Here is a 22,612-nt window from a genome sequence, read left to right on the forward strand (position 1 = left end):
CTAATCTCTATATGGCCGGGGGCTATCTCATTAAAACCCGGCCTCTATAACTATGTGTTGTTAAAACACTTCAAAATAAAAAAATATGAAAAAGCTTATTTTTCATTTAGCAATACTGTGCATTACCTTTTCTTATGCACAGGAAAAAGATTCGATACAAGTACTGGAAGAAGTTATAGTAATAGGCAGGAAAAAAGACCTTAACCTTAAACAGGCCAAACCTCTTACCACAATAGACGACTACCTACAGCAATCAGGAAATATTACAATGATAAAACGTGGGGGGTATGCATGGGAGCCCGTGCTAAACAGCATGGCAACGGAACGCACCCTGGTAACGATAGAAGGCATGCACATATTTGGTGCGTGTACTGATAAAATGGATCCTGTAACATCTTATGTAGAAGTTTCTAATCTCTCCGAAGCCACAATTACCTCCGGCCAGCATGGCAGCGGTTATGGCGCTACTATAGGCGGCTCGGTAGACCTTAAAAGGAACCGTAACTACTTTACAAATCCCGGATGGAAAACCATGCTGAACACCGGCTATGAATCAGTAAACAACCAAAAAATTGCGGGTGCTGCCATTAGTTATGCCGAGAGCTCGTTTTATGCCGACACTGATATTATATATCGGGATGCCGGCAATTACAAGGCCGGTAATAACAATCAAGTACTATTCTCACAATTCAGGAAATTAAACCTGTCGGGTACTGCAGGTTTCCGGCTGGGCATTAATAAAATACTGGAAGCCTCTGCAATTTACGATAAAGCAAACGATGTAGGCTATCCTGCATTGCCTATGGATGTATCTCTTGCAGAAGCACTAATAACATCTGCAAAACTTGAAGTAAAACCTGTTAATAGCGCGCTGAAAACATGGGAAACCAAGCTTTACTATAACTCCGTCACACACATTATGGACGACACTAAGCGCCCCTTTGTGCCCATGCATATGGATATGCCCGGAGAAACACAAACCTATGGCGGATACTCGGCGCTGATGGGTAGTTTTGGTAAGCATTCGTTCAAAGTCAATTACAATTCATATTATAACAGGTCGTATGCAGAGATGACAATGTATCCTTCCAACCCTGATGAAAACAGCATGTTTATGTTAACCTGGCCAGATGTACGGACTTTTTTCAATGGCCTTTATCTTGAGGACAACTACGAGTTTAACTGCCATTCTTTCTTAAAGCTGACAGCAAGTGCCGGGCTGCATTCTAACACTGTGCAAAGCCAGTCAGGATTGGAAAGCATGCAGATTTTCTATCGTGATGCAGAAAAAACAAAGAGCAGGCTGCTAAAAAGCATAGCAATATCTTACACCCATAAAAAAGATGTCGAAATTACCGTAGGTGCAGGTTATGGTGAGCGGGCGCCATCAGTTTCTGAAGGTTATGGCTTTTACCTGTTTAATAGCTTTGATAATTATGATTATGTAGGGAATCCTGGTTTAAGTAACGAAAAATCGCTTGAAGGTAATGTTGCTGTAGCCTACAGAAAAGAAAAGGGCACAATGAAACTTTCTGCTTCCTATTTCCATATTAAGGATTACATAATAGGCAAACCCGATACCGCTCTTTTACCAATGACATTAGGCGCTGACGGCATTAAGATCTATACTGCATTGCCATACGCATCAATATTTAATACAGCTCTTGATACGGAATATAAAATAAGTGAACATTTTAACTGGCAAACCCAACTGGCATATAGCCTGGGTAGAGATAATAACAACCACAACCTCCCCTTTATAAGCCCCTTCAGGTATACAACATCTATTGCTTATAGGCATAAATCGTTTAGCAGCGAACTGGTGTTATATGGAAATGCACAGCAAAGCAACTATGCTGCCGAATATGGTGAAGACGGTACAGCATCATTTGCAATTGTAAACTACAATGCAGGCTATCTTTTTTATGCGGGAAAATATAAAATACAGGCAAGAACAGGGTTAGAAAATATTTTTGACGCTTACTATTCCACATTTGGTGATTGGAATAATATTCCCCGGCCCGGAAGGAATTTCTTTATAAACGTAATATTTTATAACTAAAGCGCCTTCTTAACCATATAATGTTAGGTAAAACAACCGGTGTCTCCTAAAGGGCAACATCAGGTACTTTTTGAGGTTTACTTTTAAAGATAATGAATATAAAAGCTTTCATAAGCTGATAAGCAATTAAGGATAGTCCTGAGAAAATACCTACACCAAAAATAAGGAATGCAATATATACCCAGTAAAGCTGGTCCTGCATAGCGCCAAATGAAATTGTCTGTTCAAAATATTGCCAAATGCTCTTTTTAACTCCTGCCACAAGCAGGCTTATCCAGAATAAAAGCAGCGATACATTAAATATCTTAAAGCCGGCAACGGTTAATTTGTTTTGCACAGCAGGATAAACCTGTTTTGTTATATACAGTAAAGAGGCCATAAGAATTGTGGTATTGATCCCTATGGTTGTGCCCATAGAATGCGCCACAGTAGTATGGGTGCCATGTGTAAAGAAATTAATGGCAGGTATAGAAAACAATAATGCCAATATGAGGTTAAGGAATATCCAGACATCTGCAGCCATTAAAAACCGGTAAGGCATAAGATTTTTGATCTTTAATTCAACGGGGAGCGATTTTCGCCATTGATAGATCATACTCCCTAATATTATCCATTCTGTCATGCTTATTATATAAGCAGAATACCTTAGCCATGGCGATGTGGGTACTATATAAATATGATGTGCCCAGCCGAACATCAGGTTAGTAAGCCCCAGAAAATAAAAGAAGAAAGCAATCCTGTTACGGCCAATGCTGTCATCCCCTTTAATTTTTGCCATCAGGAAAATAGCAGTGCCATATACAAGCATGTTCCATGAGCCTACAAACGAACCACCTGCTTTCCATTGAATAGCCAAAGCTTTAATAAAATCAGGACCAACAGAAGGGTGCAGCCATAAATAGGCCTCACTAAGGTGGTAAGCCATTAAAACAATACCTGTGCCCCACATCCAGAAGTATACAGGCCAGCTCTTTGCTTTTCCGCTCAAGGTCTTAAAGTAGCTGATGCCAAATAGTATCCACCCCGCTATAACCGGTAAGATAAGGTATGGCGGAAATTCAAGGTATTCTTTGCCCCCATAGGTTTTTGTGTAATAGCTATAATATATAAGGCAGCCTGTAACTATAAAAATAAAGAAGTGTGCTTTTACAAGTAGTTTAGAGAACAGTTCCTGGCCCTCTATCTCTGACATATAGTAGTAAATGCCACCCGTAGCAGCCAACACTATCCAGCTTATAACGCTGGTTACATGCATAGGCCGCAGGTTGTTAAATGGCATTATCTCTTTTATAAAGCCAGGAATTACATACTGCAGCCCGGCCAGTATTCCACATAGCATTCCGCATAATAATGCCAGCAAAGCGGTAGCTAAAAACAATATTGAAACTTTATTTTTCATCTTTAATATCTATTTCTACCCATCCGTTAGTGTGTATAACAGCTTTGTAATTAGGGTAATAGCCTGTAGCATCTACTTCTTTCAGAAAGCAGACTATAGCATCCTTCTCATCTTCTGTAAAATTAAACAGGGGCATGGTTTTTATACCGCTGTTAAGCATCAACTTAATATATTTTTCATCTTTTCCTTTTTCTGAACAAATATTGGTAAGGTCAGGCCCCATATACCCGCCCAACCCATAAAGCTGATGGCACGAAAAGCAGTTATTGCTTTGCCAAAGCTCCTGCCCACTCAGGGCCTTATCACTAAATGGAGGGCCCGAAGCAGTTGTACTGCCACTGTAAATGGTATAGTTATAGAAGCCAAATATTGAAAACAACACTGCAACGCAAAACATATAGATCCTCTTATTCCCCTCCAACATGACGACTGGTTTTTTACCAGCAAACATAAATTTATATTCACCGTGTTTATTATGACTATAGTCATGTTTTAACCAAAAAGGATGTATCAAATTTGTAGCTCAATAGTATACAGAGCTTATCACGAAAGGAAACATACAATAAAAAATCATGAAAAGACACAGCTATAACATATCATTGCAATGGGAAGGGGAAAGAAAAGGCACACTTGCCTCACCTGAACTTCCAACATCTATGATGGTTGCAACCCCACCTGAATTTGATAAAGGCATTGCGGGAATCTGGTCACCCGAACATTTATTTACAGGCGCTATAGTGAGTTGTTATATGACAACTTTCCTTGCTATAGCCGAACACTCAAAAATGGAATTTAAAGCTTTTAGTTGCACTGCCGAAGGGGTTCTGGAAAAGGTAGACAACAAGTACTTAATGACACAAATTAACTTAAAACCTGTTGTTACCATTGCTTCCGAAGAAGGGCGAAGCAAGGCAGAGCGTGTTATGCAAAAAGCAGAAGCTGCATGCCTTATTTCTAATTCAGTCAAAACAGAAATCATCCCGCACTATACGGTACTAGTGCAGTGAACCATAAAGCACATCTTACTAAACCCTTGCCTGGCGCAGTTATGAAAGTAACTGCGTTTTTTTATTTATTTATTTTGCCCATATGATTAAGGTCATAAACTAAGAGGATGCAGCAAGCTAATTTTACTGATGCAATAATTATAAATGCAGGGGCTGGATTAAGCAGGATATTACCTAAAATATGGAAAAAGATATATTAATTCAGGAAATAAACAGATTAAGAAAGGAAAAAAATGCTGTAATACTCGCGCATTATTATCAGGAAAAAGACATCCAGGATATTGCAGATTTTGTAGGCGACAGCCTGGAGCTTTCTAAAAAAGCGGCGGCCACCAGCGCAGATATGATCGTTTTTGCAGGAGTACATTTTATGGCAGAAACAGCTAAAATCTTAAATCCTGAAAAAACGGTTGTTTTGCCCGATTTAAATGCAGGCTGCTCCCTGGCCGATGGCTGCAAAGCAGAAGATTTTATAAAATGGAAAGCACAGTACCCGGGACATAAAGTAGTCACCTATATAAATTGCAGCGCCGATATAAAAACCCTGAGCGATGTTGTTTGCACATCATCAAACGCAAAAAAAATAATAGAATCGTTTCCTCAAGACCAGCCGATTTTATTTGCCCCGGACAGGAACCTTGGCAAATATCTTCAAAACGAAACAAATCGGGATCTCGTCCTGTGGGACGGTTCATGCATAGTTCACGAGGCTTTTTCACTCGATAAGCTTATTGCACTATATAAAGAATATCCGAAAGCAAAAATTGTAGCACACCCCGAATCTGAAACCCAGATATTAAAGGTAGCACATTATATAGGATCTACATCGGGCATGCTTAATTACATCGTGAGCAGTGATGCCGAAATCTTTATTGTGGCCACAGAGGCAGGAATACTTCACAAACTGGCACAAGATGCACCCGGCAAAACGCTTATACCGGCACCTGCTTATGAAGATAATACCTGTGCGTGTAGCGAATGTGCTTTTATGAAACTAAATACACTTGAGAAATTGTACCGTTGCATGAAATATGGGTATCCGGAAATAAAGGTAAGTGAAGAGACCCGTTTAAAAGCCTTAGTCCCGATACAACGAATGCTTGAACTCTCATAATTTTTTAGATATATGGTTAAAACGGATATATTAGTTATAGGGACAGGGATTGCAGGCCTATCATTTGCCATTAAAACCGCAATGAAAAGAGCTGACCTGCATATTACCATAATGACAAAGGATACAGCAGAAGTAACGAACACCAGGTATGCACAGGGAGGTATTGCCGCTGTTATGGATAGGCTCAACGATAGTTTTAACCGCCATGTACAGGATACTTTGCAGGCAGGGGGAGGGTTTTGTGACCAAGAGGTTGTGCGAATGGTGGTGCATCAGGCACCCGACAGACTGCAGGAACTGGTAGAGCTTGGGGTAAAATTTGACATGAATAATAATCAGTGGGACCTGGCTCTTGAAGGTGGCCACACGGCACACAGGATATTGCATCATGGCGATATAACGGGACTTGAGATTGAGAGCGCATTGCTAAATGCCGTGCATAAACTAAGCAATATAACCCTGCTTGAAAAACACTTTGTAATTGACCTTGTTGTTGAAAAAGATAACAGTGACAAGAAATGTATTGGTGCCTTTTATTTTGATGACACCAACATAATAAGATACATCCGCGCAAAAGAAACAGTGCTTAGCACCGGCGGGTGCGGGCAGGTATTCAGGAACACTACAAATTCGCACATAGCCACAGGTGATGGTGTAGCTATTGCCTACAGGGCAAATGCACTGGTAGAAGACATGCAATACATCCAATTTCATCCTACGGCGCTTTATGAACCCGGAAAAAATCCTTACTTCCTTCTTACGGAGGCCTTACGCGGATCTGGCGCACATGTGGTTAATGATGAGGGCAAGCGTTTCCTTTTTCAATATGATGTAAGAGGTGAGCTTGCCACTCGGGATATCGTTTCAAAAGCGATTGGAACTGAATTGCAAAAAAGCTGCCGGCAGCATGTATATCTTGACTGCCGGCATATTGACCGACACGCATTTAAAACACATTTCCCGGCAATATTGTCTTATTGTACGGGTAAAGGAATGGATCCGTTTACATCGCTTTTGCCTATTGTACCGGTAGCCCACTACCAGTGCGGGGGCGTCACAGTTAACAAGCACGGGCAAACTAGAGTAACCGGATTATATGCTATAGGCGAATGTGCAAAAACCGGCTTGCACGGCTCCAACAGGCTGGCATCTAACTCGCTGCTGGAGGCTGTAGTTTATGCACACCAGGCTGCGGAAAAAATTTGCAGTACAATAGACGACATGTCGTTTTCGGCAAAGGTTTACATACGCAAATACCATAATGGGCTTTTAAAGGCAGACAACAGGAAAATAAATGCCATAAAAAAAGAACTGCAGGAAATAATGGCCTCCTATAATGCTGATAACGACAGCAGCAATACAGCATTAGCCAGGTTAAAAGACTTAAAATATACTACCTCCAGCCTGTACAACAATGACGATCTAACTGTGCCGATAATTGAACTTATAAATATGCTCACAGTAGCAACTTTAATTATAGAACATTCAAAAAAAAACAATTTAATAACATTTTAAAAATTATAGAGATGACAGTAGATACAAAAATTACAATAGGCGAAATTGTTGCCGAAGATTTCAGGACAGCATCGGTATTTTCTAAATATGGTATAGACTTTTGCTGTAAGGGGAACAGGACACTTGAAGAAGCCTGCGAAAAGAAAAATATTACCGTAGAGCAGCTTACTGAAGAATTAAGTAACGTAGCTAATGCTTCGGCAGGCACAACCGATTATTTATCATGGCCGTCTGACTTGCTTATAGACTACATCGAGAAAAAGCACCACAGGTACATAGAAGAGAAAACACCTGTACTTTTACAGTACTTAAATAAGCTTTGTAAGGTACACGGTGAGAGGCACCCTGAACTTTTCAGGATCAATGAGTTATTCCTCCAATCCGCACAAGATCTTGCAGCACACATGAAGAAAGAAGAATTGATACTTTTCCCGTTCATTAAAAAGATGCTGAAGGCAAAGCAGACCGGAGAGCCTATAGAGATGCCACACTTTGGTACAGTTGAAAATCCTGTTGCAATGATGAAAGATGAGCACACTACAGAAGGTGAGCGCTTTGAAGCAATCGCGCAGCTTACAGATAATTATAATGCCCCGGCTGATGCCTGCAGTACATACAAAGTAACCTTTGCCATGCTACAGGAATTTGAGCAGGACCTGCACACACACATACACTTAGAGAACAACATTTTATTTCCAAGGGCTATAGCAATGGAGAAAGAATTGGAAAACTAAACGTTATGGAAAAATATGTGATTAAGCGTAACGGTAGCTACAAGCCTTTTGAAAGCTTTAAAATTGAAGAAGCAATTAATAAAGCTTTTGACAGTGTAAGCATTGCGGCTGACGGCTCTGTTTTTTCTACGGTGCTGCAAAATCTTGAACAAAAGCACACATGGGCTGTTGAAGAGATACAGGACATTATTGAAAAAGCATTATACAACAAAAATCATTTTAATGTAATGCGCTCGTTCATGCTGTATCGCCACACACGAAAGCTGCAGCGTGAACATGTTAATGGGCTTAATGACGATACAACTTATGTAGACAGCACACAAACCATTGAGGAGTATATAAACCAGACCGACTGGCGTATAAATGCCAATGCCAACACTTCTTACTCAAATGCCGGGTTGGTTAACAACACGGCAGGTAAAATAATAGCAAACTACTGGCTCGACAAAATTTATTCTAAAGAGGAAGGCTACACACACCGCAACGGCGATATTCATATACATGATCTTGACTGTTTAACAGGCTATTGTGCAGGCTGGAGCCTGCGGGCACTGCTTAATGATGGCTTTAATGGCGTAAGGGGCAGGGTAGAAAGCAGGCCTCCTTCCCACTTTAGGGAAGCCTTGGGACAAATGGCTAATTTTCTCGGTATTCTCCAGAGTGAGTGGGCAGGTGCGCAGGCTTTCAGTTCTTTTGACACCTACCTCGCCCCTTATGTTTTTAAAGACAAGCTGGATTATGTCGAAATTGTAAAAGCTGTAAGGAGTTTTGTGTACAACCTTAATGTGCCCGCCCGCTGGGGCCAGTCGCCTTTTACAAATATTACCCTGGACTGGATGGTACCAGCCGACCTAAAAGAGCAGATACCTACCCGGCAAGACCTGCATTTGTTTACCGGCCTTGATGATGATGGGCTACTGGCAGAGGCCATGCAAAGGGGTGCGGAAAAACTTGTGGACCTTAGGTATGAGCATTTCCAGGAAGAAATGAACCTGATAAATAAGGCATACTATACTATAATGACCGAAGGTGATGCTAACGGGCAGCCTTTTACATTCCCGATACCTACTGTAAACATTACCGAAGATTTTGACTGGGAGGGTGAAAATGTAGATTTGCTTTTTGAAAATACTGCTAAGATAGGTTCATCATATTTCCAAAACTTTATAGGAAGCCAGTATGTCAGAGATGAAGATGGCAACCGCACAGAGAATCCCCTGGCATACAAGCCTAACGCGGTGCGGAGCATGTGCTGCCGGCTCCAGCTCGACCTTAGGGAGCTTCTAAAGCGTGGCAACGGCCTCTTTGGCAGTGCCGAAATGACCGGGAGTATTGGTGTTGTTACCATAAATATGGCAAGGCTGGGGTATCTGTACAAAGGGGATATTCAAGGCTTATACGGGAAACTGAATTACTTTATGGACGTTGCAAGATCTACCCTCGAAAAGAAACGGGCATTTATACAGGAAATGTATGAGCGCGGATTGTTTCCTTATACTAAAAGATATCTCCCGCATTTCAGGAACCATTTTTCTACAATTGGGGTAAATGGGATTAACGAGATGATACTGAACTTTACAGGCGGAAAAGAAGATATTACGGGCAGTAGCGGGATAACCCTGGCAACCGATATTCTTGACCACATCAGAGGGCGTATGAAAGAGTACCAGGAAGAAACAGGCAACCTTTATAACCTTGAGGCAACACCTGCCGAAGGGACTACTTACCGGTTTGCAAAAGAAGATAAGAAACGATATGCCGACATTATACAGGCGGGACAGGGTGAAAACATTTACTACACCAACAGCTCTCAAATACCTGTAGACCATACAGACGACCCTTATGAAGCATTGTTTCTGCAGGACGACCTGCAGTGCAAATATACTGGAGGCACCGTGCTGCACTTGTACATGAGAGAGAAAATAAGCAGCCCGGAAGCCTGCAAAAGGTTTGTACAGAAAGTGCTGACCAACTTTAAGTTGCCGTATATAACAGTTACACCTGTATTTAGCGTTTGCCCTGTACATGGATACCTGAACGGTGAGCATGAATACTGCCCTAAATGTGATGATGCAATACTAAACGATAACCTTAAATTACAACCGTATGAACACACAACAACGTGAGGAAATCCTTGCAACAAATTCAGGAAAAAGAAGTAAGTGCCTGGTGTATACCAGGGTAATGGGCTACCACAGGCCTGTAGAAAGCTTTAATATTGGCAAAAAAGGTGAGCACAGGCAAAGAATGCATTTTGAAGAGAAATAGTGGCTTTACCAATATATAGTATTACACCTTTTACATTACTGGATTACCCGGATAAAACAGCCTGCATATTTTGGTTTGCAGGCTGTAATATGCGGTGCCTGTACTGTTACAACCCCGATATTGTTACCGGCAAAGGCAAACTCTCTTATGATGATGCCCTTAAATTCCTGGACCGCCGCGGAAAACTTCTGGATGGTATTGTGCTTAGCGGCGGAGAATGTACACTTCATAAACAATTGCCAGGCTTTATAACTCAACTTAAAAAAAGAGGATATATGGTGAAAATCGACACTAACGGCTCTACCCCGGCAGTGATGAGGAATTTAATTGCTCAGGACCTCATTGATTATGTGGCGTTGGATTTCAAGGCTTTGCCACAGTCATTTAAAGCGGTTACAGTGAGTAACCTTTTCGGCAATTTTGAAAAAACACTATCACTTTTGCTGATGCACAATATGAAGTTTGAAGTACGTACTACAGTACACTCTTCCTTAATAACGAAGAATGACCTTGCCAAGATGGTGAATTACCTTGAAGTGATAGGCTATAAGGGCAAGTACTATGTACAGCATTTTGTAAACGACACCCCCACGCTCTCGGGTTTATCACCCTCATTAAAAAATTTAGAGGCCGAAGATTTTTACTCCTCAACTATTCAGGTTATTTTTAGAGGATAATTTCTTATTATGAAAAAAAGCTGGCTTATTGTCTGCCTCGTAAATTTCCTCATAGCTGCTTTAATGGGGCTGTTATTGCGATTTGCATACATATACCCGGTAAATATAAATTATCAGTACCTGGTGCACGCCCATTCACATACTGCCATGCTTGGCTGGGCTTACATGATGATTTTTTCACTGATAGTTAAATATTTTATTCCCGCAGAAAAGGTAAAAAAATACAACGCGCTTTTTTGGCTCACACAGGCTACAGTGGCAGGGATGATGATAAGTTTTCCATTTCAGGGCTACGCCCTGTTTTCAATAGCTTTTTCTACCTCGCATATTTTTTGCAGCTATTACTTTTTTTTCAGGGTAAGCCGGGATTTAAAAAAGCAACCAGTACCATCTTACTACATGTTAAAGGCTTCGTTGCTGTTCATGTCCCTCTCTACTTTAGGAGCATGGTGTTTGGGCACCACAGGTGCAACCGGAGGAAAAAGTTCCCCCTTATATTATTCATCATTGCAATTCTTCCTGCACTTCCAGTTTAACGGATGGCTGATTTTTGCTGTACTTGCACTTCTTTTCAAGCATTTCGAGCAAAAAAGTATTATCATTGGCTACAGAAAATTTTTGCCTTTTTTTATACTGCTCATAATTTCAACAGTACTGACTTTCGCTTTGCCCCTTAGTTGGTATTATGACAATGCAGCACTACCATATTTTAATGCTTTAGGAATCATTTTCCAGTTACTTGCTTTGGCCCTTTTTATAAAATTGGTTTGGCCTTTTAGAAAAGCGGGCAATACCCTTCCGCCAATAACGCGCTTACTACTGCTTTTGCCATTATTTTCGTTTTTTTTAAAAATAAGCATACAGACTGTAACTGTATTGCCACAGATCGCAGTTGCATCGCATACAGTGCGTAATTTTACGTTAGGCTTTATACATCTTGCGATGTTAGGGATAATAACGGGGGCGCTTTTCTATTTTATAAAATTCAAAAATATATTCTTCACTATAGGAGTATTAATTTTTTATTTGGGTTTCATATCTTCAGAAATACTGCTTTTTCTACAGGGATTTACTATTTTTTTTGAGTACGTGAAGCTCCCTCATTACTTTGAACTGCTTTTCATTTCCAGCACATTATTACCGATAGGTTTATCTTTAATAATAACCTCATCCTTCCAGTCAAAAGGACTGAATGGCTGATATTTCTGTGCGACTATGATTACGGTCATATTCCTGTGCAAATAGGTGATTTACTTTTGTATAATAATGAAGTAATAACCTAAAATGTATTAAAAAATGAAAAAATTATTTAGACTTACAGTTTTGTCTGTGTGCACGATCCTGGCATTAAATTCATGCGGAGACGACAAAAAAGAGGCTGAGCACAATCATGAGGAGATAACGTATGAGGGGGATAATGCTGAACCTCAAATAGGTGAAACAGTCGCTACGGAAGCCGCTGTGGATAATAAACTTGCGATCGATTGCACTGACCAGATGCAATTCACAAAAAATGAATTAAAAGCAACTCCCGGAACTGTTACCCTTACCTTAAATCATATAGGGAAGATGGAGAAATCGGTTATGGGACATAATCTGGTTATCCTCAAAACGGGAACTGATATTGGTAAGTTCTCCTTGCAGGCCGCAGATGCTAAGGCTAATGAATTTATACCTGAATCAGAAAAAGGGAATGTTATTGCCCATACAAAATTACTTGGCGGAGGTGAGAGCGACACTATAGAGTTTACTATTGAAAAAGGTACCTATGACTATATCTGTTCCTTCCCCGGCCACTCTTCGATCATGAAAGGCAAACTTATTGTAGAATAAGCTACTTGATTGATGCTTGTAGGGCAACTTATTTTTCTTATTTACTTAAAATTACTGAAATGGAACAATTGTTTGTTGTGGAGAATATTAAATGCGGCGGATGTGAAAACACAATCAAAAAAGCGCTAAAAAAAATACCTCAGGTGGAAGATGTTGTAATTACCCTGGAAACAGGGACGATAAAAATTACTGGTACCGCACATAGGGATGTGATAGTGAATAAGCTTCATGTCCTTGGCTATCCGCAGAAAGGTGAAAATTCATTTGTATCTAAAGCTAAATCGTATTTGAGTTGTGCAATAGGTAAAGCAACCGCATCATGAAAACAGTTTTAGCTACAGCTTATCTTATAGTAGCGCTTTCATTGTCAGGCTGTGTAAATGACAGAAAAGGTGTTGCAGAAGCCAACATTGAATTGGATAACGGTGAGAAATGGATTGTGGACAAGGCTATGCTGGAATACATTAATGCAATGGAAATTGCGGTAAATGATTTTGGACCCGACGGAGACATCAGTAAGCTGAAGGCCATGCTGAAGGATAATTTAAAGGGGGTAACCTCAAATTGTACCATGGAGGGTCAGGCTCACGCTGAACTTCATAAATGGCTGATCCCACTTATGGAATCTGTTGATGATGTGGATGATAAGGAAAGTACTGAAAGGCTGAAGCAGCATTTTATGACCTTCCACACTTATTTTAAATGATAGAACACTAGAAAGAGCAAAATATTTTGCTCTTTCTAGTGTTCTATCATTTTATAGTAGTACAGGCCAACACTTATCGCCACTAAGCTACTGAAGCATGCCTGCGATTTTATTTTTAATTATTACATTACTATTAAATTCTTTATGAACTATTGGAAAAAATTCTCGCACGAAGAAAGACTTGAGCACATAAAAAAAGCACTTGGAAACAATGTAAATTTCGCACAGGACCCTTCTCTGGGGTATCCTGCCTCCAAGTTAGACGGCAGGGTGTTTCATGACGAAGCACCATTCTTAAAGGATTCCCCAACACTACAGGCTTTCGTGGCCAACCCAAACCATATCGGCTGCCACACTTTCGGCACGTCTGAAAAAGCATTTAAAGGCACGCAGGCCATCGAGCGTGAAGTGCTTGATGTTATTGCGATAGATGTCTTTAAGGCCGAGCCTGATGGCTTTGACGGTTATATCGCTCCGGGGGGAACAGAAGCGAATATCCAGGCATTGTGGATCTACCGGAACTATTTTATTAAAAATTTCGGTGCCTGCTGCAGTGAAATTGCTATTATAGCCTCCGAAGATACTCATTACTCCATTCCAAAAGGCGCTGATCTCCTGATGATTGACTGGTGCAGGATCCCGGTTGATTCTGAAACACGCGCTATAAGCGAAATTACTTTGGAAGATAGCATTAAGGACGCACAGGAAAAAGGAAAGAAATACTTTATTGTAATAGCTAATATGGGAACTACTATGTTCGGTTCTGTCGACAATACTGATGTTTATACCGACATCCTGCAGAAGCTGGGCGCTCACTTTAAAATGCATGTAGATGCTGCCTATGGCGGCTTCATTTATCCTTTCAGTAATCCGGCAAGTGAACTGCATTTTGGAAACCCCCATGTCAGTTCTTTAACCATCGATGCACACAAAATGCTGCAGGCTCCCTACGGAACCGGGATTTTTATCTGTCGGAAAGGATTAATTGAGAACGTGCTGACTAAGGAGGCTGAGTATGTCGAGGGTATGGACCTTACGCTCTGCGGAAGCCGCTCCGGAGCCAATGCAGTAGCGGTATGGATGATCCTTTTCACCTATGGCGCGCATGCCTGGTTTGAAAAAATCAGCGTCCTGCAAATGAGGACCGCCTGGCTTTGCAAACAGTTGGAACTGCTGGGCATCCACTATTTCAGGAATCCTTACATGAACATCGTAACGATAAAGTCCAACGGTATTTCAGAGTCAGTCGCTCAGAAATTTGATCTCGTCCCGCAGAAACATGACCCCACCAATCAATGGTATAAAATTATTGTAATGGATCATGTTGAAATTGAGCACTTATCTTTGTTTATCCAAACACTTAAAGATGAAAGGAAGGGGCTGTCTAAAAAGTTAGGCAGCCTCTTTTCTATTTTAAGGATATTGCTTAAATTTAGGGATGAGCAAGAAAGTTACCTTTAAGACCTATAGCCAGAACCAGTTAAGCTTACTCCCACCAAGCTATGATGATTTAGTAGCAGCCAATCATCCGGTTCGTGTTGTCAATTACATCATCGACCAGTTAGATATCACTGCCTTAGAGAAAGAATATAAGGGGGGCGGCAGTTCTTCCTACCACCCGCGTATGCTTTTAAAAGTTCTTGTATATGCCTACCTGCGCAATGTCTATTCCTCGCGCAAGATAGAACAGGCGCTTCAGGAAAACATCCACTTTATGTGGCTTAGCGGCCAGAGTAAGCCCGACCATGGCACCATCAATAACTTTAGGGGGCAACGTCTAAGGAACCAATTGAAACAGATTTTTACCCAGGTAGTGCTCCTTTTGCAGGAAGCGGGGGTACTCAGCATCAAAGACCTGTATATAGATGGGACAAAGATAGAAGCTAATGCCAACCGTTATACTTTTGTATGGGCAAAGTCAGCTAAGACCAGCCGTGAGCGCATCCAAAAGCAACTGAAAGATATATGGGCCTATGTAGAAAAGGTATACAGGGAAGAACAAAAGGAACTTAATGAGCCCGACTTTACTGCCATCGACCCTGAAAAGATAGCAGCTACCATCGACCAGATCAATGAGGCCCTAAAGGATAAACCAGTTGACAAGGAGATAAAGCGCAAGTTAGACTACGGTAAAAAGAACTGGCCTAAGAACCTTCAAAAGTATAAAGAGCAGGAAGAGATATTAGGCGGGCGCAACAGCTATAGCAAGACCGACCCTGATGCCACCTTTATGCGCATGAAAGAAGACCATATGGGCAACGGGCAGCTCAAGCCCGGCTACAACCTACAGGCATCCAGCAACAACCAGTACATCACCAACTATACCCTTGCCCAGACTACAGCAGACACTACCACATTGAAAGACCATCTCAATGAGCATAGCAACAGCTATGGGGAATCGCCCGATAGTGTTACAGCAGACGCAGGTTACGGCAGTGAAGAAAATTACACTTACCTTGAAGAAAATGAGATTACAGGCTTTGTAAAATATAACTACTTCCACAAAGAACAGCATGATAAGAAACGTGCGGAAAATCCCTTCCTGCCTGACAACCTTTTTTATAATGAAGAGCAGGATATTTATTATTGCCCGATAGGACAGCCGATGATAAACATCGGTATAAGACAGGACACCACCAAAACAGGTTTTGAGCAAACCTATGTACGCTACCAGGCACAGAACTGTGCGGGATGCCCGCTAAGGGGACAATGCCATAAAGCTAAAGGCAACCGTATTATAGAACGCAACTACAATCTCTTACGACTCAAAAAACAAGCTAAAGAACTCCTTTTATCAGAAGAAGGTGTGGCTAAACGTAAAAGAAGGTGCTGGGAGATAGAAGCCATCTTTGCCAACATCAAGCAAAACATGAACTTCAGGAGGTTTATGCTAAGGGGCCTTGATAAAGTAAGTGTAGAAACAGGGCTATTAGCTCTTGCACATAACCTTAAGAAGTTCAGTACAAGCCCTACACTGGCAATCTGAAACAATATCACTAATCTTTTTAATCAAAGAAAACATCTCTAAAACTATTAAGTAAAAAAGAACCGCCTAAAAATTACTTTTTAGACGGTCTCTTAACTTTTGGCACTGCTACCCTTCTGGCAGGACAATTCCTTGTATTCCAGTCTTGTATTCAGCTAGTTTACCAATTATAAAATCCTTGTCACAACCAAAGGGTACCGTACCGTTAAACATCGCTTCATAATAGCTGACTCCCTCCAATAGGTTGTCTTTAAATAGTCTCCAGCGCTTGGCCTGTGCTTTTGCAGCTCCATGCAATTCCCGTCCCGCTTCGTTTTTCAGGTAATTTAGGTATAATTCAAGCTCTTTGATAAACATATTTGGTCGATACCTGTCAGCCAATATGGAAGTATAGCCATATATATGCCGCACCATCTGATGAAGTGAAACTTCTTTATCAAAATAAGCCATATTTGGGCCGGGACAAACCACCACGCCTTGCTTTTCTCCCTTGATCTGAATGTCTTTTTCGACATAGGCCGAGTTGGCTAAACCTACACATAAACATGCTTTTACAGTAATTGCCCTACTGCGCTCCTTTATTATTTCCGGCAACAACAGCTCCTGTTCAGACTCTATTTCGTCCAGCTTGATCTGCTGGTATTTACGGGATGCAGTACAAATTCCCTCTTCTCCAAATTCCTTGTTGAGGGCCAGAAGTTTTTTCGGGCATGAGCTTCCTGGCTTTTGGGCCTTGATGCGCTGCATTTTGTAGAAATCATTCGTTGTTCCCAATACGGTATTAAAGGGAACACCCAGAGGGGATAAATCGCTCCTGTACAAATCGCTTTCGCACGCCTGGGCCAAAAGTTTTCGGGTAGCCTTATCTGTTGCAGTAGCTTCCGGAACAAGCAAAAATGGGGAACCCCATCCAACAGAATCCACATTGTAATAATCAAGCAGAAAATCATGTTCTTCAGAAGTGCCCACCCCTCCCTGGACAGTGATCCTTAGGCGTGGTTTCACCATTGGTATCACGAAGTTTTTTTCACATAGCGCCCTTACGAGTAATTCATATGTGGTGGCAGCGAGTTCTCCCCTTCGATTTTTAAAATCTTCCATGATTGGGCCCAGGAGCAGACCATCGGTCGCAAATGCATGGCCTCCGCAGTTTAGGCCCGATTCAACACGGTATTCCGAAACCCAAATGCCTTTCTTCGCGAGGAAGCATCCCTGCACCATAGCCGAACGAAAATCACTGACTTTCAATACAATCCGCTTTTTGAACTCCCCCTTCTCATCAGGAAAAAAATCCTTGAAAGTGGCGATATAACTGTACAGCGAGGGATTCATGCCCGCCGACAAAACCAATGAGGAGTTCAGCGTACTATTTGCGAAACCACGCAAAGCCGCATGGGCATCATTGTACTGGAAGGGCAGTAAGGTTTTGTTGTCATAGTTAGCCTTGTCGACCTTAGTCATGATATTTACATCTATTGAGCCAGGCAGAAATTCTTTATGGCTTCCATTAGGACAGGATTCTGGGTTTTGTACAAAATAGTTCCGGAGAGATTTTCCGATTCCTGAAGTTTTAGGAAGCATTGACAAGAAATTATCCAACTTTTGCCGATTGCACGCAATCTCATTGTAAAACTCGGTAAACTTTTGTTTTACCAATTCGTCAAGCAGGTTAAGGTAGGCTGTAATACGGTTAGCCCTGAAGTCATACATCTTTGTTGTAATAGCTATGTATGGCCTGTTAAAACTGGAACAAAAAAAGGCGCGCATCCGTTCAGCAAGTTCGTCATCGACGATAGAAACTACCGAATCAATACCATAATGAGCCACCCTTATCGGTGTATCAATAGTATAAGACAGACCCATTACGGGGATGTGAAAAGTGTGTATCTGTTTCATGTGTATCTAAAATTGTAAACGGTTTTGCTACTGTTGAGGATCTTGAGCTCTTCAGGCCCAAGGCTTTTGAGGAAACTTTCTATCCGGACCTCACATATCTCGCAATCATTCATCATAATAACCTGAATTATTTTTGATAAAAGTAGAATAGTTCATTTTAACTGAATATGATGCTGGTCATAAAATTAAGCCTATAAGGCACTTACTGCTAATAAGAAGCAGACATCTCTTATGTTTAATTATGTAACTTCAATATGTGCCATAGGTGACACAGCAGGCCTGTTTATGAAATTGCAACATAGATATGATATATTAAATTGTCATTGAAAATAATTGCGCCTTTGGCAATCTCCGTTTGAGACGAAGGTCAAAAGGCCATGCATATATTGCGTACAAAAGGTTTTCCATTATCCGTTACTGCCAGGGAGTTCTTGCCATGGATTTGCCATATATCTTTAAATTTTATTCTTCTCGGATTTGGGGTATGATAACAATTCACCTGGGAATTTCTTAACACACCGTAAAATTATCCCCCTTTGTTTCATACACCAACAACACTTTCTCTTTCATTCCAATGAATTATGACTGAATATCTTCATCACAGTAAGTGTTCGATAATGAAATTTACTCACCTAACTCTTGAAAAAAGAGGCACTTTATTTCACTTGTCTAAAAGTTAGATTTATTCTTGGCAGCATCTCCTTCGCTGACTTTGGTATATGGTGTTCCCAAAACGTATTCGTACTGCCAGACATCAAAAGCAGTGTGCCATGATGCAGCGGAATTTCAATCTGCCCGATATCTTTGTTGGTCTTATGGCGAAAGCGGAAAGGGCGGGTCTGTCCAAAGGTCAAGGACGCTATATTGGGATTGCTACCGATCTTATGTTCTTTATCCGAATGCCAGGCTACGCTGTCATTCCCATCGCGATATAAATTTAAAAGTACCGCGTTGAATGTGAGCCCGGTTTCCTGTTCCACTTTTTGCCGAAGCTCCAGAAGCTCCGGTGTCCAGGGCTGGGTATCTTCACTGGCTTCCTCCTGTTCCCCATACCATGCAATCATACGCGGTACCGTCACCACCTTATCGTACATGGGCATTTGGTACCCGTGCCATGGTGTGTCATGAAGTAACTTTGTGTAGTAATTGTCAGCGTCTTCTTTTGGAATAAACCCATCATACTGCATCAGTTCTAAGTCCGGCAGTTCAAAATATTTCTTCGGGCTGGTACCCGCTACAAAAAGGTCGGTATCGTTAAAGAGTGTCATAGCTGTAATTTTCAATTGTTGTAGTCGGTTCAGGCTTGAAGTTTATATCTACTATTTCGCTGTCTTTTTCATACTGCTTTCTTTTCCTGTGTCGTATTCATTTTATGCCTTGGCAGGTTAATCTCTTGTTCCTGCGGGTATGGGGCGCGGTGCGTCATCGAAACATCCTCACGCAGCCTCTGCTCGGTAAGTGAACTTTCTACATCAGTCTCCCTATACCGAGGGTCGGCGATAAAGGGCATTTTTTCCATTTTAGATATAGTAATCGTTGGGAAATGATAATCAACCTCAACAGTACCCAAAAGCAAATAACACCCGCCCCCTTTAAAAGGATATTCTTTCAGGCTACCTGTAAAATGTGCTGTATCGAAAAACTCCCCATTAGCATCGATCCAGGTCCCGAAATACATGGCCCCCATTTTCGTGGGCACATGCTTGCGCGATACAAGGTACGCCAGCATTTTTACCTGCTTCTTATGGTGATGTACCAAATCGCATGCCATCACATTACCCCGGTAACCGGTTTTCAAAAGATTGAAAGGCGTTACCGATACCGGAAAGCCTAACAACTCAATCTCATCGAAAGCATCCTCGAACGGCGAACGCTTTAATTCAGGTAGTTTATATTCCCGTACAGGCTCAGGAAGCAGCTGCGGCTGGCGGTGTTCCGGCTTAAAGTTCATCATGATACGGCGGGCTGAGACTAAAAGCTCATTTTTATTTTTACCTGTTGAGCTGAATGCGCCGATATAGATCAAAAGCTGTAGCCCCTCAATCCCAATAGGCACACGCTTGATGAAGTCTTCCAACGAATCGTATTCTCCGTTAGCCAGCCGCTCTTCCACGATGCACTTTGCAATCTCCCCGTGCAAGCCCTGAAGGTGCATAAAGCCCAAATAAATATCCTTGCCATACAAGGTGGTCTCCACCTCGCTCTTATTTACACAGGGATTATGGATCGCGGCACCCGACATCCGCGCCTCATGTACATACACTTCGGTACGGTAAAAGCCGCCCTGGTTGTTGATGACAGCGACCATGAACTCAACAGGATAATGTACTTTCAGGTACAGGCTCTGGTAGCTTTCCACGGCATAGGATGCCGAGTGTGCCTTACAGAATGAATAGCCGGCAAACGACTCTATCTGCCGGTAAATCTCGGCACTTAACTGCTCGGGATGCCCTTTGGCTGCACAGGAAGCAAAGAAGTTATCCTTTACTTTCTGCAATGCCGCTTTGGAACGTCCTTTGCCGCTCATGGCCCTCCGTAAAATATCCCCGTCTGCCGCCGCAAGTCCTCCGTAATGCAGGGCGATCTTGATCACATCTTCCTGGTACACCATAATGCCATAGGTTTCACCAAGCTGCTCCTCGAAAACCGGATGGAAGTATTCAAATTTATCAGGATAGTTGTGGCGAAAAATATACTCCTTCATCATCCCGCTTTGGGCAACGCCGGGGCGGATAATCGACGAAGCGGCTACCAATACTTTGTAATTGTTGCATTTCAGCCTCCTTAGCAGCCCGCGCATGGCTGGACTTTCGATATAGAAGCACCCAATCGTTTTTCCCCTGCCCAGGTATTCATTGCAGGTGGCCTCATCTTTCGAAATGGAAGTGTCTCGGATATTCACTGTAATGCCGCGGTTATTTTTGATGAGCTTCACCGTATCATCAATATGCCCAATACCCCTTTGGGAGAGGATATCGAACTTATCAAAGCCTATTTCTTCCGCTACATGCATATCGAACTGTACGATCGGGAAGCCTTTGGGCGGCATTTCCAACGCCGTAAAATCCGTGATCGGGTCTTCGGAAATCAGGATGCCACAGGAGTGCATGGAGCGCTGGTTGGGGTATTTCTCCAGCATCATCCCGTACCGGTGTACCAGTTTGACGACCTCACTTTTATCGTGCTGGTCCATAGCGGTACCCGACAGGGCATCCAGTTCCTCTTTCGGCAGGCCGAAAACTTTGCCCACTTCCCTGAAAATGGATTTGTATTTGAACTCGACATTCGTGCCGCAAAACGCTACATGTTCGGCACCGTAGCGCCTGAAGATATAATCCAGTATCACATCGCGCTCTTTCCACGACCAGTCAATATCAAAATCCGGCGGGCTTTTGCGGTTAAGGTTCAAAAAACGCTCAAAATACAGGTCCAGCTCCAGGGGGCAGATATCAGTAATGCCCAGGCAGTACGCTATAATACTGTTGGCACCGCTGCCGCGGCCGATATGCAGGAAGCCCATGGAATTGCTGTAGCGGATAATATCCCAGGTAATCAGGAAATAACCACTGAATTCCAGTTGATGAATCACTGCGAGTTCCTTTTGTACCCTGTCCCGCGCCCCGACATTACCAAGTCCATAACGTTTTTCCATTCCCTGATACGCCAGGCTTGTTAATAGTTCCAGATCCGTGTCTCGGTTGGCCGTGTAGTGCTTTTTATTCCGGGGGACGCCGAATTGGTACTCAAAATGGCAGTTATTGATAAGGGCGAAGGTGTTTTCTATTATTTGCGGATACTGGCTGTAACATACCATGATCTCTTCCGGGGGCGCCATCTGCTCATCCACACCGCAATAATCAGAAGGGGTTAGCTTGCTTCCCAGCGTGTTGAGGTCGATAGCCCGCAATATCCGGTGCAGATTATACTCGGTTTTGCTGCGAAAGGTTACCGGCTGGAGCACCACCATTTTAGAAAGCCTGCTTTTCCACTCGGGACGGATCAGGAGCGACAGGTTTTCAGGGCGGATACCGATAAATTCAAACTCCCGCAACGTATCCAGTACATTTTCAACAGGGTAAATTACGAATACCTCTTTAAAACCGGGTGCGATTGTAGGTACGGACAAACCTTCCAGGTTGTATTTTGTGCGATGGCGGTTAATCTCCCCAATCCCGGTACGGCTTTTTGCAAGGGCGATATAAAGCAGTTTACCCTGCTCACGGAATTCCATACCTACGAGGGGTTTTATATCCGCATCCTTACAGGCTTTATAAAATTCGTAAATGCCGGTAACCGTATTGATGTCCGTTAAAGCCATAGCTGTAATGCCAAGGCTTTTTCCCTGGGCCACCAAATCGCTGACCGGTATGGTACCGTAGCGCAGGCTGTGAAAAGAATGGCAATTAAGGTACATA

Annotated in this window: 19 protein-coding genes; 13 read left to right on the top strand and 6 right to left on the bottom strand. The window is 42.2% G+C overall.

What is annotated here, in order from left to right; all coding sequences use genetic code 11:
* The first annotated feature begins 85 nt into the window (after positions 1-85).
* Entirely contained in the window at positions 86-2,062 is a 1,977-nt protein-coding gene (locus AAEO56_RS06065; protein WP_341696140.1) for a TonB-copper family protein, read from the top strand.
* 46 nt (positions 2,063-2,108) lie between these two features.
* Here AAEO56_RS06065 and AAEO56_RS06070 read toward each other — a convergent pair whose 3' ends face one another.
* Both AAEO56_RS06070 and AAEO56_RS06075 read right to left on the bottom strand, forming a co-directional pair.
* Complete coding sequence (locus AAEO56_RS06070) at positions 2,109-3,461, bottom strand: cbb3-type cytochrome c oxidase subunit I (RefSeq protein WP_341696141.1); 1,353 nt, start codon at positions 3,459-3,461, stop codon at positions 2,109-2,111.
* Positions 3,451-3,885, bottom strand: a complete 435-nt coding sequence (locus tag AAEO56_RS06075) for a c-type cytochrome (protein ID WP_341696142.1) — start codon at positions 3,883-3,885, stop codon at positions 3,451-3,453. Before AAEO56_RS06075 ends, AAEO56_RS06070 begins: the two co-directional genes overlap by 11 nt.
* Before the next feature lie 148 nt (positions 3,886-4,033).
* Between AAEO56_RS06075 and AAEO56_RS06080 the strand changes: the two genes are divergently transcribed.
* The 7 genes from AAEO56_RS06080 (at position 4,034) to AAEO56_RS06110 (ending at position 10,776) form a co-directional block, all read left to right on the top strand.
* Positions 4,034-4,468, top strand: a complete 435-nt coding sequence (locus AAEO56_RS06080; protein ID WP_341696143.1) for an OsmC family protein — start codon at positions 4,034-4,036, stop codon at positions 4,466-4,468.
* Positions 4,469-4,649: 181 nt separating this feature from the next.
* Positions 4,650-5,582, top strand: coding sequence for a quinolinate synthase NadA (gene nadA, locus AAEO56_RS06085; protein WP_341696144.1), 933 nt, complete (start codon positions 4,650-4,652; stop codon positions 5,580-5,582).
* 12 nt (positions 5,583-5,594) lie between these two features.
* The gene (nadB, locus tag AAEO56_RS06090) at positions 5,595-7,097 is read left to right on the top strand and encodes an L-aspartate oxidase (RefSeq protein WP_341696145.1); all 1,503 of its coding nucleotides are present in this window, start codon (positions 5,595-5,597) and stop codon (positions 7,095-7,097) included.
* 11 nt (positions 7,098-7,108) lie between these two features.
* The gene (ric, locus tag AAEO56_RS06095; protein WP_341696146.1) at positions 7,109-7,831 is read left to right on the top strand and encodes an iron-sulfur cluster repair di-iron protein; all 723 of its coding nucleotides are present in this window, start codon (positions 7,109-7,111) and stop codon (positions 7,829-7,831) included.
* A gap of 5 nt (positions 7,832-7,836) precedes the next feature.
* On the top strand, positions 7,837-9,957 hold the full coding sequence (locus AAEO56_RS06100) for a ribonucleoside triphosphate reductase (RefSeq protein WP_341696147.1): 2,121 nt from the start codon (positions 7,837-7,839) through the stop codon (positions 9,955-9,957).
* The gene (gene nrdD, locus AAEO56_RS06105; protein ID WP_341696148.1) at positions 9,938-10,099 is read left to right on the top strand and encodes an anaerobic ribonucleoside-triphosphate reductase; all 162 of its coding nucleotides are present in this window, start codon (positions 9,938-9,940) and stop codon (positions 10,097-10,099) included. Before AAEO56_RS06100 ends, nrdD begins: the two co-directional genes overlap by 20 nt.
* A complete protein-coding gene (locus AAEO56_RS06110; protein WP_341696149.1) occupies positions 10,099-10,776 on the top strand; it encodes an anaerobic ribonucleoside-triphosphate reductase activating protein in 678 nt (225 codons plus the stop codon). Before nrdD ends, AAEO56_RS06110 begins: the two co-directional genes overlap by 1 nt.
* Positions 10,777-11,879: 1,103 nt before the next feature.
* Here AAEO56_RS06110 and AAEO56_RS06115 read toward each other — a convergent pair.
* Positions 11,880-12,005 carry a hypothetical protein gene (locus AAEO56_RS06115; protein ID WP_341696150.1) on the bottom strand — a complete coding sequence of 42 codons (126 nt, stop codon included), beginning with the start codon at positions 12,003-12,005 and terminating at the stop codon, positions 11,880-11,882.
* A 67-nt stretch (positions 12,006-12,072) separates the two neighbouring features.
* On the opposite strand from AAEO56_RS06115, the gene AAEO56_RS06120 reads away from it, so the two are divergent.
* The 5 genes from AAEO56_RS06120 to AAEO56_RS06140 all read left to right on the top strand — a co-directional run bounded on the left by AAEO56_RS06120 (position 12,073) and on the right by AAEO56_RS06140 (position 16,301).
* A complete protein-coding gene (locus tag AAEO56_RS06120; RefSeq protein ID WP_341696151.1) occupies positions 12,073-12,609 on the top strand; it encodes an azurin in 537 nt (178 codons plus the stop codon).
* Between the two features lie 59 nt (positions 12,610-12,668).
* Positions 12,669-12,932, top strand: a complete 264-nt coding sequence (locus AAEO56_RS06125) for a heavy-metal-associated domain-containing protein (protein ID WP_341696152.1) — start codon at positions 12,669-12,671, stop codon at positions 12,930-12,932.
* Positions 12,929-13,315 carry a hypothetical protein gene (locus AAEO56_RS06130; protein ID WP_341696153.1) on the top strand — a complete coding sequence of 129 codons (387 nt, stop codon included), beginning with the start codon at positions 12,929-12,931 and terminating at the stop codon, positions 13,313-13,315. The genes AAEO56_RS06125 and AAEO56_RS06130 overlap by 4 nt, the downstream gene beginning before the upstream one ends.
* Before the next feature lie 144 nt (positions 13,316-13,459).
* Positions 13,460-14,776 (top strand): pyridoxal phosphate-dependent decarboxylase family protein, encoded by a 1,317-nt coding sequence (locus AAEO56_RS06135; protein ID WP_341696154.1) that lies wholly within the window; start codon positions 13,460-13,462, stop codon positions 14,774-14,776.
* The gene (locus AAEO56_RS06140) at positions 14,754-16,301 is read left to right on the top strand and encodes an IS1182 family transposase (RefSeq protein ID WP_341696155.1); all 1,548 of its coding nucleotides are present in this window, start codon (positions 14,754-14,756) and stop codon (positions 16,299-16,301) included. Before AAEO56_RS06135 ends, AAEO56_RS06140 begins: the two co-directional genes overlap by 23 nt.
* A 108-nt stretch (positions 16,302-16,409) precedes the next feature.
* On the opposite strand, the gene AAEO56_RS06145 is transcribed toward AAEO56_RS06140, so the two are convergent.
* From AAEO56_RS06145 to AAEO56_RS06155, 3 genes are all read right to left on the bottom strand, one after another.
* Positions 16,410-18,197, bottom strand: coding sequence for a hypothetical protein (locus AAEO56_RS06145; protein ID WP_341696156.1), 1,788 nt, complete (start codon positions 18,195-18,197; stop codon positions 16,410-16,412).
* Positions 18,198-18,853: 656 nt separating this feature from the next.
* Positions 18,854-19,465 (bottom strand): alpha-ketoglutarate-dependent dioxygenase AlkB family protein, encoded by a 612-nt coding sequence (locus AAEO56_RS06150; protein WP_341696157.1) that lies wholly within the window; start codon positions 19,463-19,465, stop codon positions 18,854-18,856.
* A gap of 68 nt (positions 19,466-19,533) precedes the next feature.
* Positions 19,534-22,611 carry a DNA polymerase III subunit alpha gene (locus tag AAEO56_RS06155; RefSeq protein WP_341696158.1) on the bottom strand — a complete coding sequence of 1,026 codons (3,078 nt, stop codon included), beginning with the start codon at positions 22,609-22,611 and terminating at the stop codon, positions 19,534-19,536.
* Position 22,612 lies beyond the last annotated feature (1 nt).

Origin of the sequence: Flavobacterium arundinis (assembly GCF_038289855.1) — a bacterium.
Lineage (GTDB): Bacteria > Bacteroidota > Bacteroidia > Flavobacteriales > Flavobacteriaceae > Flavobacterium > Flavobacterium arundinis.